Annotated in this window: 12 protein-coding genes; 6 read left to right on the forward strand and 6 right to left on the reverse strand. The window is 66.3% G+C overall.

The genetic code is table 11. From position 1 onward, the window contains the following. Nucleotides 1-78: 78 nt before the first annotated feature. On the forward strand, nucleotides 79-252 hold the full coding sequence (locus KAJ83_RS10185; protein WP_210681962.1) for a hypothetical protein: 174 nt from the start codon (nucleotides 79-81) through the stop codon (nucleotides 250-252). 61 nt (nucleotides 253-313) lie between these two features. Here KAJ83_RS10185 and KAJ83_RS10190 read toward each other — a convergent pair whose 3' ends face one another. The 3 genes from KAJ83_RS10190 to KAJ83_RS10200 all read right to left on the reverse strand — a co-directional run bounded on the left by KAJ83_RS10190 (nucleotide 314) and on the right by KAJ83_RS10200 (nucleotide 4,886). After that, nucleotides 314-1,282, reverse strand: coding sequence for a GlxA family transcriptional regulator (locus tag KAJ83_RS10190; protein ID WP_210681963.1), 969 nt, complete (start codon nucleotides 1,280-1,282; stop codon nucleotides 314-316). 121 nt (nucleotides 1,283-1,403) lie between these two features. After that, nucleotides 1,404-3,065 carry a fumarate hydratase gene (locus KAJ83_RS10195; protein ID WP_246484430.1) on the reverse strand — a complete coding sequence of 554 codons (1,662 nt, stop codon included), beginning with the start codon at nucleotides 3,063-3,065 and terminating at the stop codon, nucleotides 1,404-1,406. A 147-nt stretch (nucleotides 3,066-3,212) separates the two neighbouring features. Beyond that, a complete protein-coding gene (locus tag KAJ83_RS10200) occupies nucleotides 3,213-4,886 on the reverse strand; it encodes a formate--tetrahydrofolate ligase (RefSeq protein ID WP_210681964.1) in 1,674 nt (557 codons plus the stop codon). Between the two features lie 256 nt (nucleotides 4,887-5,142). Here KAJ83_RS10200 and KAJ83_RS10205 point away from each other — a divergent pair, with 256 nt between their 5' ends. Then, nucleotides 5,143-5,787 carry a glutathione S-transferase family protein gene (locus tag KAJ83_RS10205; RefSeq protein WP_210681965.1) on the forward strand — a complete coding sequence of 215 codons (645 nt, stop codon included), beginning with the start codon at nucleotides 5,143-5,145 and terminating at the stop codon, nucleotides 5,785-5,787. Nucleotides 5,788-5,817: 30 nt separating this feature from the next. On the opposite strand, the gene KAJ83_RS10210 is transcribed toward KAJ83_RS10205, so the two are convergent. Genes KAJ83_RS10210 through KAJ83_RS10220 form a run of 3 tightly spaced genes read right to left on the reverse strand, consistent with a single transcriptional unit; the run spans nucleotide 5,818 to nucleotide 7,913 of the window. Further along, nucleotides 5,818-6,621 (reverse strand): enoyl-CoA hydratase-related protein, encoded by an 804-nt coding sequence (locus KAJ83_RS10210; protein ID WP_210681966.1) that lies wholly within the window; start codon nucleotides 6,619-6,621, stop codon nucleotides 5,818-5,820. Between the two features lie 3 nt (nucleotides 6,622-6,624). After that, the gene (gene arsC, locus KAJ83_RS10215) at nucleotides 6,625-6,972 is read right to left on the reverse strand and encodes an arsenate reductase (glutaredoxin) (RefSeq protein WP_210681967.1); all 348 of its coding nucleotides are present in this window, start codon (nucleotides 6,970-6,972) and stop codon (nucleotides 6,625-6,627) included. 56 nt (nucleotides 6,973-7,028) lie between these two features. Beyond that, on the reverse strand, nucleotides 7,029-7,913 hold the full coding sequence (locus KAJ83_RS10220) for a nitrilase-related carbon-nitrogen hydrolase (RefSeq protein ID WP_210681968.1): 885 nt from the start codon (nucleotides 7,911-7,913) through the stop codon (nucleotides 7,029-7,031). 176 nt (nucleotides 7,914-8,089) lie between these two features. On the opposite strand from KAJ83_RS10220, the gene KAJ83_RS10225 reads away from it, so the two are divergent. From KAJ83_RS10225 to fumC, 4 genes are all read left to right on the forward strand, one after another. Further along, a complete protein-coding gene (locus KAJ83_RS10225) occupies nucleotides 8,090-9,385 on the forward strand; it encodes a flavin monoamine oxidase family protein (RefSeq protein WP_210681969.1) in 1,296 nt (431 codons plus the stop codon). Then, nucleotides 9,382-10,338: a DMT family transporter gene (locus KAJ83_RS10230; protein WP_210681970.1), complete on the forward strand. Its 957-nt coding sequence runs from the start codon at nucleotides 9,382-9,384 to the stop codon at nucleotides 10,336-10,338. The genes KAJ83_RS10225 and KAJ83_RS10230 overlap by 4 nt, the downstream gene beginning before the upstream one ends. Nucleotides 10,339-10,505: 167 nt before the next feature. Further along, on the forward strand, nucleotides 10,506-12,041 hold the full coding sequence (locus tag KAJ83_RS10235) for a trimethylamine methyltransferase family protein (protein WP_210681971.1): 1,536 nt from the start codon (nucleotides 10,506-10,508) through the stop codon (nucleotides 12,039-12,041). A 93-nt stretch (nucleotides 12,042-12,134) separates the two neighbouring features. Beyond that, nucleotides 12,135-13,529 carry a class II fumarate hydratase gene (gene fumC, locus KAJ83_RS10240; protein ID WP_210681972.1) on the forward strand — a complete coding sequence of 465 codons (1,395 nt, stop codon included), beginning with the start codon at nucleotides 12,135-12,137 and terminating at the stop codon, nucleotides 13,527-13,529. Nucleotides 13,530-13,603: the final 74 nt, after the last annotated feature.

The following is a 13,603-nucleotide window of genomic DNA, read 5'->3' on the forward strand; positions in this document are numbered from 1 at the left end:
GCGAGGATATGAGGAACCGACGGGCCGCCCATCCCAGCACGCGAGGCAGGCACCCGATCGAAGGAGCGAGCGAAGATCATGGCCGACAAAGTTCTGGAATTCATCGGATCGGACAGCCTGCCGGACGCGATGCGGGTCAATATCCAGATGGAGATGCCCTACGACCTCGCGATCAAGATCCTGGACCTGATCCAGAAAAACATGCCGGAGGAGGAGGCCGCGCCGTCGGCCGAGGGCGAGGCGTCGGAATAGACCACCTCGTCCATATCCCGCGCCTCGCGGATCACGCCCCAGGGAATCACACCCCACGGGATCATGCCTCGGGCGAGCGATCCTCGCGCGGGCTGTGGCCGAAATGCTCGCGATAGCATTTCGCGAAGTGCGAGGCGGAGACGAACCCGCATGCCAGCGCGACGTCCAGAACGGACATCGTCGTCTGACGCAGCAGGATACGCGCGCGCTGCATGCGCAGGGTGAAATAGTATTTGCGCGGCGTGGCGTTGAGATATTTCCGGAACAGCCGCTCCAACTGGCGGGTGGAGAGCCCCACGGCCTCGGCGATATCCTCCCGCTCGACCGGCGCCTCCAGATTCTCCTCCATCTCCGCGATGGCGGCCAGAAGCTTCGGGTGGCTGACACCGACCCGGAAACGCAGCGCCATGCGCTGATGCTCCCCCTGCTCGCGGATTTGCTTGTGGATGAACCATTCGGAGACGGCGGCCGCCAGGTCGTGCCCATGCTGGGCGCTCACCAGATGCAGCATCAGGTCGATCGCCGCCGTGCCACCGGAACAGGTGAAGATCGGCCCGTCGATCTCGAACAACTCGTCCGTCACGTCCAGATGCGGATAATCCTCCCGGAACCCATCCATATATTCCCAATGGATGGTGCAGCGCCGGCTATCGAGAAGCCCCGCATGGGCCAGCACATAGGGCGCGGTGGAAACGGCGCCCAGATGGGTGCCCATCCGCGCGATCCGGCGCAGATAGCCGATGATGCGCGGGTCCTTCACCCGTTCCGTCCCGGCCCCGCCGATGGCGATCACCGCGTCGAAGGACTGGTAGCCGCCGATCGCCATCTCCGGCATCACGGAAATGCCGTTGGACGCCGCCACCGGCGCCCCGTCGGCGGAGAGCAGCGTCCAGCGATAGAGCGTCTTGCCGGAAAGCGTGTTGGCCGCCCGCAACGGCTCCACCGCCGAGGAGAAGGCCATCAGCGAGAAATTCGGCAGCATCAGATAGCCGAAATGCTGCGGCAGCTTGTCCGGCGTCCCCTCGAACATGGCCGATGCCCTCTTCCCTCTCACGCCGTTTCCGACAGCGATGTCGGAAACGGAACAGTCGCGAAAATCTACACGACTCGAGGCGTCGGGAAAGCGGCTTATTGAAGATCCGCGACGGCGCTCAGATCTTCAGATCCTTGAAGAAATCATTGCCCTTGTCATCGACCACGATGAAAGCGGGGAAGTTCTCGACCTCGATCTTCCAGATCGCCTCCATGCCGAGTTCGGGATATTCCAGGCACTCCACCTTGCGGATGCAATCCTGGGCGAGACGCGCCGCCGGCCCGCCGATGGACCCCAGATAGAAGCCGCCATGCTTGGCGCAGGCCTTGGTGACGGCGGCGCTGCGATTGCCCTTGGCCAGCATGATCATGGAGCCGCCGGCGGCCTGGAACTCATCCACGAAGCCGTCCATGCGCCCGGCCGTGGTCGGCCCGAAGGAACCGGAGGCATAGCCCTCCGGGGTCTTCGCCGGACCGGCGTAGTAGATCGGGTGATCCTTGAAATATTGCGGCAGCGGCTCGCCCTTCGCCAGCCGCTCCCGCAGCTTTCGGTGGGCGGAGTCGCGCGCGACGATGATGGTGCCCGTCAGGCTGAGGCGCGTGCGGATCGGATATTGGGACAGCAGCGCCAACTGCTCCGCCATCGGCTTCGACAGATCGACCTGGACGACGTCGCCCTCGAACTCGCTCTCGTCGATCTCGGGCAGGTACTTGGCCGGCTCGCGCTCCAGCGCCTCCAGATAGATGCCGTCCTTGGTGATCTTGCCCTTGGCCTGACGGTCGGCGGAGCAGGAAACACCGATGCCGACCGGCAGCGACGCGCCGTGACGCGGCAGGCGGATGACGCGCACGTCGTGGCAGAAATACTTGCCGCCGAACTGCGCGCCGATGCCCATGTTTCGGGTCATCTCATGGACGGCCTCTTCCATCTCCAGGTCGCGGAAGGCCTGGCCGGTCTCCCCACCCTGCGTCGGCAGGCCGTCGAGATAGCGGCAGGAGGCGAGCTTCACCGTCTTCAGGTTCATCTCCGCCGAGGTGCCGCCGATCACGATCGCCAGGTGATAGGGCGGGCAGGCCGCGGTGCCCAGCGTGCGGATCTTCTCGTCCAGGAAGGCCAGCATCCGCTCCCGGTCGACCAGGGACGGCGTCGCCTGATGCAGGAAGGTCTTGTTGGCGGACCCGCCGCCCTTGGCAACGAAGAGGAACTTATAGGCGTCCTCCGCCTGCCCCTTGCCCTCGGCATAGAGGTCGATCTGGGCGGGCAGGTTGTTCCGGGTGTTCTTCTCCTCGAACATGGAGACGGGCGAAACCTGACTGTAGCGCAGATTGTTGCGGTCATAGGCGTCCAGCACACCCTGCCCCAGCGCGCTGGCATCCGTCCCGTCGGTCCAGATGCGCCGGCCCTTCTTGCCCATGATGATCGCCGTGCCAGTGTCCTGGCACATCGGCAACACGCCGCCGGCCGCGATATTCGCGTTCTTCAACAGGTCGAAGGCGACGAAGCGGTCGTTCGCGGACGCTTCCGGGTCCTGCAGGATATTGGCGAGTTGTTGCAGGTGTCCCGGTCGCAGCAGGTGATTGATGTCGCGGAAGGCTTCCTCGGACAGGAGCCGCAGCGCCTCCGGGTCGATCTTCACGATCTCCTCGCCCTCGAACGTGGCCGTCTTGATGAAATCGCCGTCGGCCAGCTTGCGATAGGGCGTCTCGTCCGCCCCCAGCGGGAACATCTCGTGGAACGCCGGATCGGTGGCGGGCTGGTCCAGGGTCTTCGCGTCGCTCATCGGGGCCTCCTCGTCGCTGGTCCGTCCTGCAAGTGTCCCGGTTATCCGCAATAAGGGGGCGGGGCGCAAGGTCGAGCTCCGGGCAAGCGAACGCCCCCCGGCGGGTGCCGGGGGGCGTCGAATGGACGGGCGATGCGGGTGGAGCGTTTAGAACAGCCCCTCGATCTGGCCCTTCTCGTTCAGCTTGATGTGGTTGGCGCTGGGCACGCGGGGCAGGCCCGGCATGGTCATGATCTCGCCGCAGATGGCGACGATGAAGCCGGCGCCGGCGGACAGCCGCACCTCGCGCACCGGCACGGTATGGCCCGTGGGCGCACCGCGCAGCGTGGGGTCGGTGGAAAAGCTGTACTGCGTCTTCGCCATGCAGACCGGCAGCTTGCCGAAGCCGTCGGCCTCCCACTGGGCGAGTTGATCGCGCACCTTCTTGTCGGCCGCGATACCATCGGCGCCGTAGATTTCCTTGGCGACGGTCTCGATCTTCGCCAGCAGGCCGGTGTCGTCGTCATAGAGCGTGCGGAAATCCGCGGTGCCGCCCTCGACCAGCGCGACGACCTTCTGCGCCAGTTGCTCGGTCCCTTCGGACCCCTTGGCCCAATGCTCGCAAATCACGGCTTCCGCGCCGAGTTCCGCGACATACTCCTGGATCGCGCGATGTTCGGCGTCGGTGTCCTTGATGAACTTGTTGACCGCGACGACCGCCGGCACGCCGAACTTGGCGACATTGCGGATATGACGGCCCAGATTCTCCAGGCCCTTCTTGACCGCCTCGACATTCTCCTCGCCGAGTTGGTCCTTGGCCACGCCGCCATGCATCTTGAGCGCGCGGACGGTCGCGACGATCACCACCGCGTCCGGGCTGATCCCGGCCTTGCGGCACTTGATGTCGAAGAACTTCTCCGCGCCCAGATCGGCGCCGAAACCGGCCTCGGTCACGGTATAGTCGGCGAGCTTCAGGCCCGCCTTGGTGGCCGACACGGTATTGCAGCCATGCGCGATATTGGCGAAGGGGCCGCCATGGATGAAGGCCGGGTTGTTCTCCAGCGTCTGCACCAGGTTCGGCATCAGCGCGTCCTTGAGCAGGACGGTCATCGGCCCCTCGGCCTTCAGGTCGCGGGCATAGATCGCCTTCTTCTCGCGGGTATAGCCGACGACGATGGCGCCGAGGCGCTCCTGCAGATCCTTGAGACCGTCGGCGAGGCAGAAGATGGCCATCACCTCGGACGCGACCGTGATGTCGAAACCGGTCTGGCGCGGGAAGCCGTTCGCCACCCCGCCGAGCGAGGAGACGATATCGCGCAGCGCCCGATCGTTCATGTCCAGCACGCGCCGCCAGGTGACGCGGCGCTCGTCGAAGCCGAGGTCGTTGCCCCAATAGATATGATTGTCGATCAGCGCGGAGAGCAGATTGTGCGCCGCGCCGATCGCATGGAAATCGCCGGTGAAATGGAGGTTGATATCCTCCATCGGCACGACCTGGGCATAGCCGCCGCCGGCCGCGCCACCCTTGACCCCGAAGCAAGGACCGAGCGAGGGCTCGCGCAGGCAGATCATCGCCTTCTTGCCGATGCGGTTGAGGCCATCGCCGAGACCGACCGTCGTCGTCGTCTTACCCTCGCCGGCGGGGGTCGGGCTGATCGCGGTGACGAGCACGAGCTTGCCGTTCGGACGGTCCTGGATCGACTGCAGGAAATCGTAGGAAATCTTCGCCTTGCTGGGCCCATACTGCATCAACTGGTCGGCGGGAATGCCGATCTTGTCGCCGATCTCGGTGATCGGCTTCATGGTCGCTTCGCGCGCGATTTCGATATCGGACTTGCTCATCGGATGGCCTTCCCCCGGGTATGAAGCGTTGACAGGAGGCGGTGCCAGACGCCGCCCTACTGCGAGGCGCACGCTATCCCAACCCACGGACGAGGACAGCGTGGCCGCGACTTGTTTTGCCAGCTAGACGACATCCAAGGAAACCCTTCCTGGCTCCGGCTCCGCCGGGCAAGTGCCGGCCCGCGAATCCCGGTCCTTTATCGACGCCCATTCCTGCCGGTACTCTTCCGACCGGGAAGGCGATGGAGGTGCCGGCATGTTCGATCTCTATTACGCGGAAGGAACCGCCTGCCTGGCACCGCAGGTGGTGCTGGAACGACTCGCCCTGCCCTATCGCCTTATCGAGATCGACATAACGAAGGGCATGCATCGCACGCCCGATTTCCTCGCCGTCAATCCCGCCGGCAAGGTCCCGGCGCTTCGCCTCCCCGACGGCCGGATAATGACCGAGGCGGCGGCGATCTGTCTCCATCTGGCCGACATGACCCCTGAAGGCGCGCTTTCCCCCGCGACCGGCCACCCCGACCGCCCCCTCTTCCTCAGTGGCCTGACCTTCCTGGCGACGGCGGTGCAACCCCTCTACAAGCGGTTCTACTATCCGGAACGCCTGACGACGGACCGGCGGGCGGCGGCCGGCATCAGGGCGCTGGCCGTGCGGGAACTGGAGGACGCCTGGTCGTTGGTCGAAACGCATCTGGCCGCCCATGGCCCCTTCCATCTTGGCGACCGGCCGAGCATCGTCGATATCTATATGATGATGCTGATCACTTGGTTCGATCCGATGGAGGAACTCCTGGCGAGCCGGCCGGCGATCGATCGGTGCTATCGACATGTCGCCGACTGGCCGGCGGCGCGAACCTGCCTCGCCAGGCAGGGACGGATCAGCATCGGCACCGGCTAGCATATGATGATTTCATATTCGGGGCCGCGTTCAGCGGTCCGCGAATATGGCCGGCCGCTTTTCGAAGAAGGCGTCGAGCGCCTCCGCATGGTCCGCCGTGCCATGCAGGATCGCCTGATAGGCGGCGCATTGGCTCAGATGTTCCGGCAGGCTCTGCCCGCGTTGGGCGCGCAACAGACGTTTGGTGTAGCGCACCGCCTGGGGCGCGTTGGCGGCGATCCGCGTGGCGAGCGCCCGCGCCTCCGCCAGCAATTCGCCCGCCGGCACGATGCGCGAGACGAGGCCGAGGGCGAGCGCGCGCTCCGCGTCGATCGGCTCGCCGGTATAGAGCATCTCGGCCGCCGCCTGCTCACCGATCGCGCGCGGTAGGAACCAGGCCGCGCCGTCGCCCGGCCCGATGCCGATGCGCACGAAGGGCGCGCCGAAACGCGCCTCCGGCGCCGCGAGACGGATGTCGCATAGGCAGACCAGATCGAGCGCCGCGCCGAAGGCCGCGCCGTTCACCGCCGCGATCACCGGCACCTCCAGCCCGTCGAAGCGCGGCGGCACGCGGTGAATGCCGTCGCGATAGGCGCTCTCGATATCGGCGGCGGTGCCGGCGAACATGTCGGTCTTCTCGCGCATATGCTTGACGTTGCCGCCGGCGGAGAAGGCCTTCCCGGCCCCCGTCAGCACGACCGCGCGCACCTCCGCGTCGCCCGCGACGCGGTCGAGCGCCTCCAGGAACGCCTCGATCATCGTGGGCTCGGAAAAGGCGTTCAACTCCTCCGGCCGGTTGAGGGTGAGGGTCGCGACATGACCGGATTTCTCGAACAGGACGGGGGCCGTGCTCATCGCTCAGAGGATCTCCAGCACGGTCTCGGGCGGGCGGCCGATCCGCGCCTTGTCGCGATTCACGACGATCGGCCGCTCGATCAGGATCGGGGTCTCGGCCATCGCGCGGATCAGGGCATCCTCGTCGGCGACATCCTTCAGCCCCTGGTCCTTATAGGCGGCTTCCTTGGTGCGCATCATGTCCCGCGCGCTTTCCAGGCCCAGCTTCGCCTTCAGGTCCTTGAGCGCGGCCGCGTCCGGCGGCGATTCCAAATACAGCACCACCTCCGGCGTCACGCCCTTTTCCTTCAGCAGGTCCAGTGTCTGGCGCGACTTCGTGCAGCGCGGATTGTGGTAGATGGTAATGGACATGGATTTCCGTCCCTCCTTATTCGTCATATCGAGTATCCCGTCCCGGAGACGGCGGATCACCCCGGCCGCCGGAACGCCACGGGCACGCCGACGCGATTGACCAGACGATCGACCTCCCGGTGGATCAGGTCGAGATTGCTGTCCCGCACGGTGGGAAGCGCGAAGCGCTGCCGACGCACCGCGTCATAATCCAGATCGGCGGTCAGCAGAACCTCCTCGTCCCCCTCGGCCTGGGCCAGCACCCGACCGTGCGGGTCGAGGATACGGCTGCCGCCCCAGAAATGCAGTCCACCCTCCCGGCCCGCGATATTCGCCATAGCGACCGGCATGCCGTACATCATGGCATAGAAGCGCAAGGTCACGTCCCAGCCGTCGGGGTTGGAAAAATCGCCGCCGACCACCTCGTTGGCGGACGCGATGGGCGAGAGCAGCAGCGTCGCCCCGTGCAAGGCCGAGAGATGGACCAGCGCCGGATTCCACAGATCGGCGCAGATCAGGAGTCCGGCCGTCCACGGGTCCTCCAACGGGAAGACCTCGACATAGCGTCCCTCGGCGAAATACTTGTCCTCCTCCATCCGGCCGTAGGAGGGCAGGTTGATCTTGCGATGGACGAAATCGACCCGCCCGCCGCGCAGCACGGCGGCGGCGTTATAGAACTGGGCGGCATAGCCTTCCTCCACGAAGCCGCAGATGACGGTCATGTCGCCCGCCGCCTCGGCCAGCGCGCGAAGACGCGGATCGTCCTTCGGCATGGCCAGATCGACCGCATGTTCCGCGACCTGATAGCCGGTCAGGGAAAGCTCCGGGAACAGCAGCAGGTCCGCCTTCGCCTCCCGCGCCCGGGCGATGAAATCGTGATGACGCTCCAGATTGCGCGCGACGTGGTGCAGATCGGTCGCGACCTGCGCGACCGCGACCTTTATCCTCGATGCGGCCACCATGGGCTTTCTCCTGAACGCGCGGACAGGCATGTCATATAGCGGATCGACCGGCGCCTCGACCAGAACGGATAAGAAGTCGGCGGCCCCCGCGCAACCTGGCCTCCCGGGCTGACAAACCCGGTTCGCTCGGCTAGCCTCCTCCGGTCAATATTGTGATCACAAAATCGGAGCATCTCATGAGCGGGCGGAGCGAGGCCGATCTGGTCATCGTCGGCGCGGGCGCGGCCGGGTTGGCCGCTGGGCTGGCGGCACGGGCGGGCGGTCTCGATGTCGTGATAGTCGAGGCGGCGGGCCGTATCGGCGGCCGCGCGCTGACCGACAAGACCGGCCTGCCCAGCGGCCCGTACGATATCGGCTGCCATTGGATGCACGACGCGAGCGAGAATCCGCTCGCCGCCCTCGCGCTGAGCCACCGCAAGGCACTGCGCAATCAACCGCACCCCGACGGCGTGCCACGCTGGCTCGCCATGCGGGGCGCGGTCATGGACGCGGCCACGCGCGCGGATTGCGCGGCCTATTACCTGCGCTGCTTCACGGCGCTGGAGGAGGCCGGCGCGGCGGGCGCGGACCGGGTCGGCGCGGAGATCCTGGATACATCTTCACCCTACTACCCGTTATTCCGGGGTTGGGCCGGCGCGATCTATAGCGTCCCGCCGGAACGGATTTCCACCGGCGACATCGCCCGGCAGATGGAGACACCGGAGAACTGGCCCTTGGAGCACGGCTACGGCGCGATGATCGCGGAGATATTGGGCGACCAGCCGGTGACGCTGGATTGCCCGGTCCGGCGCATCGACCGCGCGGGCAAACATATCCGGGTGGAGACCGCCCAGGGCACGATCGAGGCGGACGACGTGATCCTGGCGGTGTCCAGCACCGTCCTCGCCGAGGGGGCGATCGCGATCGAACCGGGGCTGCCCGCGGACGTTCTCTCCGCGATCGAGGCGGTGCCCCTCGGCCATGCGGAACGTGTCGGCATCGCGTTGACGGAACGGCTCGACGGTATCGGCGATCAAGCCCCGGGCCATATCCTGACCCGGAACGGCGACCAGATCGGCCTGATGATCCATGAATTCGGCCGCGCGGAATTGACCGGCTATCTATCCGGCGACCTGGCGCGCGATCTCGGCCGGGCGGGCAAGGAGGCGGCCTTCGCCTTCCTGCGCGACGCCTTGAAGGAGGTCTTCGGCGCCGGCATCGAGAAGCGGATCACCGGCTGGGTCGCCAGTCAATGGTCGGGCGACCCGTTGATCCGGGGCGCCTATTCCCATGCCGTGCCGGGTCGCGCGCATCTGCGTCCCCGGCTGGCCGAACCGGTGGAAGAGCGCTTGCACCTCGCGGGCGAGGCGACGCACCCGACGCGCTTCGCCTCCGCCCATGGCGCCTATATGAGCGGCCTGCGCGCGGTCGGCCATGTGATGGCGCGGCGCAATCGGACGGGTCTTGCCGACCGGCCGGTACCAGGCGCATGAGGGCGCGCGTCCCCAAGTTCCGCATCGAACCGCCGACATCGGACCATCTTAAGCGCGCCAACAATCTAAAGGGCATGGGGTGGATGCTGGTGGCGGCGATCGCCTTCGCCAGCATGCATGCCGGTATCAAGCAGGTGAGTCATGAACTTCACCCGTTCGAGATCGCGTTCTTCCGCAATTTCTTCGCGGTGATCGCATTGTTGCCGGTCCTGCTACGCGTCGGAATCGCGCCATTGCGCACGAAGCGGCCGGGGCTTCTAGGTCTGCGGGCGGCGACCAATCTGGTCGCGATGCTGATGTATTTCACGGCGCTCTCCCTGGCGCCGCTCGCGGATGTCTCGGCGCTGGGCTTCCTGGCGCCGATCTTCGTCACGCTACTCGGCGCGCTTGTTCTGCGCGAACATGTGGGTCCACGGCGCTGGGCCGCGATCCTGGCCGGATTCGCGGGCGCGATGGTGCTGATCCGCCCCGGCTTCGGCGGATTCGACCTCGGTCATATCCTGGTCGTCCTCTCCACCGTGGTCTGGGCGGTGGCCTTGTTGGTGATCAAGCTTCTCTCGCGCACGGAAAGCTCGACGACCATCACGCTTTATATGGGAATCATGCTGGCACCGCTCTCGCTGGTCCCGGCCCTCTTCGTCTGGCAATGGCCGAGTGGGGAAGCCTATATCTGGCTGGCCGGGATCGGGTGCCTGGGCGCGTTGGCGCAATGGGCGTTGTCGGAGAGCCTGCGCCTCGGCGAAACGGCCGTGGTCATGCCGGTCGACTTCTTCAAGCTGATCTGGGCGGCGGCGCTCGGCTATCTGCTATTCCTGGAGGTACCGGATCTCTTCACCTGGATCGGCGGCGGCACCATCTTCGCCGCTGGCACCTATATCGCGGTACGCGAATCCCGTCTTGGGCGCGCGAGGATGCGCCCGCCGGACCGTTTCCCCGCCGAACCACCCAGCTGAGCACCGCTCACCCGTCGCCGAAATGAAGGCATTTCCGTCGCGGATGAGACACAGGCCCACTCGTCATCGGGAAATGCTGGATCGAAGCGGCGGCGGATCGGAGACCGGCTCCCGCCGCCGCGCGAGAAACGATCCGGTCCCAAGCATAGGCGAGGAGCGTTCATCCCATGCCCCGACCCCAGCGACGCGCCCGCGGCCGCGAGCGTCGCGATCGCGATCCCGGCATCCGTACCCTGCCCTGGCAATCCGTCGAAAATCCATTTCCCCCCCTGGAACCCCTGAGCGCCGATCAGGTCGAGGCGATCCACGAGGCCTCGATGGACCTGCTGGAGAATCACGGCATCGAGGTGATGGGCGATGCCGCGCTCGACAGCTTCGCGCGGGCCGGCGCCATGGTCGATCGCGGAAGCGGTGTCGTACGCCTGGACCGGGGGCTGGTGGCCGAGGCGATCGCGAAGGCGCCGTCCCGCTTCACGCTTACCCCGCGGGAACCGGCGCACGCGCTGGAACTGGGCGGTAACCGCATCCATTTCGGGCTGGTCTCCGGCGCGCCGAACCTGCATGACCGGATCAACGGTCGCCGGGCGGGCAATCTCCAGGACTATATCCGCCTCGTCAGCCTGGGGCAGTGCTTTCCCTGCATCCATTTCCTCGGCTCGCAACCGGCACCGCCGATCGAACTGCCGGCGAACAGCCGGCATCTCGACATCGCGCGCGCGAACCTCGTCCACACCGACCGCATCTTCCACGCCATCGGTATCGGGGCGGGCCGCGTCGCCGACGCGGTGGAGATGGTGGCCCGCGCGCGGGGGATGAGCGCGGAGGATCTGGAGAACGACCCCTCCGTCATCACGAACCTCAACATCAACAGCCCGCGCAAGCTGGACGAGGCGATGGCGGAGGGCTTGATGGAGAGCGCCCGGCGCAATCAGGCGACCATCGTCACCCCCTTCACCCTGATGGGGGCGATGACGCCGGTGACGCTCGCCGCCGCGCTGACGCAGCAGAACGCGGAGGCGCTCCTCGGCCTGACGCTGGTGCAGCTTACCCGGCCGGGCGCGCCGATGGTCTATGGCGGCTTCACCTCCAACGTGGACATGAAAACGGGCGCCCCCGCCTTCGGCACGCCGGAAAACGCCAAGGCCAATCTGGCCGGCGGTCAATTGGCCCGGCGCTATGGCCTGCCCTACCGGACGAGCGACTGCAACGCCGCCAACACGGTCGACGCCCAGGCCACCTGGGAGACGATGATGGCCCTGTGGGGCGCCGTCATGGGTCACGGCAATCTGATCTATCACGGTGCCGGATGGCTGGAAGGCGGGCTCGTCGCGTCCTTCGAGAAGCTGGTGGTCGATGCGGAAATCCTGCAACACATCATCAGCTTCCTGAAACCGATCGACACCTCCCCCGCCGAGATCGCGACGGAGGCCATCGCCGCCGTCGCGCCGGGCGGCCATTTCTTCGGCACGGAGCATACGATGGCGCGCTACGAGACCGCCTTCTATGCCCCCTTCCTCAGCGATTGGCGCACCCAGGAGAATTGGCGGGAGGACGGCGCCAAGACCGCGACGGAACGCGCGACGGGGGTTTGGCAGCGCCTGCTGGCGGAATACGAGCCGCCCCCGATGGACCCGGGACGGCTGGAGGCGATCGACGCCTATGTCGCCAAGCGCAAGGAAACCCTGGGCACGGAGGAGCCCTGACCCCTCTCCCTTTCCGAACGCACGGTGGCAAGCCCCTACCCGCGCCCCATATGCAGGGAGGACGAGGGACCGATAGCCGCCAAAGAGGGGTTCATGACCGATACGCGTATCGAGACCGACAGCATCGGCGAAATCGAGGTCGAGGCCGACCGTTACTGGGGCGCGCAGACCGAGCGTTCCCGCCGCAACTTCCGCATCGGGGAGGAGCGGATGCCGATGGCGCTGATCCGTGCCTTCGCGATCCAGAAAAAGGCCTGTGCGCTGGCCAACAAGGATTTAGGCGAACTGCCGGCGGACATCGCCGAGGCGATCGCCGCCGTCGCCGACGAGATCGTCGCCGGCGGGTTGACGGACCATTTTCCGCTGGTCGTCTGGCAGACCGGCTCCGGCACGCAAACCAATATGAACCTGAACGAGGTGATCGCGAACCGCGCCTCCGTCCGGCTGGGCGGCGAAATGGGCACGAAGACGCCGGTCCACCCCAACGATCATGTCAATCGCGGCCAAAGCTCCAACGACAGCATGCCGACCGCGATGGCGATCGCCGTCGGGGTCGAGGCGAACGAACGCCTGCTGCCCGCCCTGAAGCAGTTGCTGACGAGCCTGGAGGCGAAGGAAAAAGCCTTCGCGGAGATCGTGAAGATCGGCCGTACCCATACCCAGGATGCGACGCCGCTGACCCTCGGCCAGGAATTCTCCGGCTATGCCCAGCAACTGCGCAACGGCATCGCCCGGATCGAGGCCGCGCTTCCCCGCGCCATGGAACTGGCCCAGGGCGGAACGGCCGTCGGCACCGGCCTCAACAGCAAGCAGGGCTTCGACCGGCTGGTCGCGGAGAAGGTGGCGGAAGCGACGGGCCTGCCTTTCACCACCGCCCCCAACAAGTTCGAGGCGCTGGCCGCCCACGACGCGTTGGTCGAGATGTCGGGCGCCCTCAATACGCTGGCCGCCAGCCTGATGAAGATCGCGAACGATATCCGGTTTCTCGGCTCCGGCCCGCGCTCGGGCCTGGGGGAATTGATCCTGCCGGCGAACGAGCCCGGCTCCTCCATCATGCCGGGCAAGGTGAATCCGACCCAGGCGGAGGCTCTGACCCAGGTCGCGGCCCAGGTCATGGGCAATCATACGACCGTGACCGTCGCGGGATCGAACGGCCATTTCGAGTTGAACGTCTTCAAGCCGGTGATCGTCCATAACGTGTTGCAGTCGATCCGGCTGATCGCGGACGGGGCGGTCAGCTTCGCCGAGCATTGCATCGACGGAATCGAGGCGAACGAAAGCCGCATCGCGGAGTTGATGCGCCAGTCATTGATGCTGGTGACGGCCCTCAACCCGCATATCGGCTATGACAATGCCGCCAGGATCGCGAAGAAGGCGCATGCGGAGGGCACGACACTGAAGGAGGCGGCGGTCGCGCTCGACCTCGTATCGGCGGAGGATTTCGACCGTTGGGTCGATCCGAAGGCGATGATCGGACCGTCGGCCTGAACAAATAGGATTGCGGTGCCTATAATCCCGTTCCGCCGGCCCCGCGTCATCGCGCCCGGGCCGGCGGAACGGGA

Origin of the sequence: Marivibrio halodurans, assembly GCF_017963645.1 — a bacterium.
GTDB lineage: Bacteria > Pseudomonadota > Alphaproteobacteria > UBA8366 > Aestuariispiraceae > Marivibrio > Marivibrio halodurans.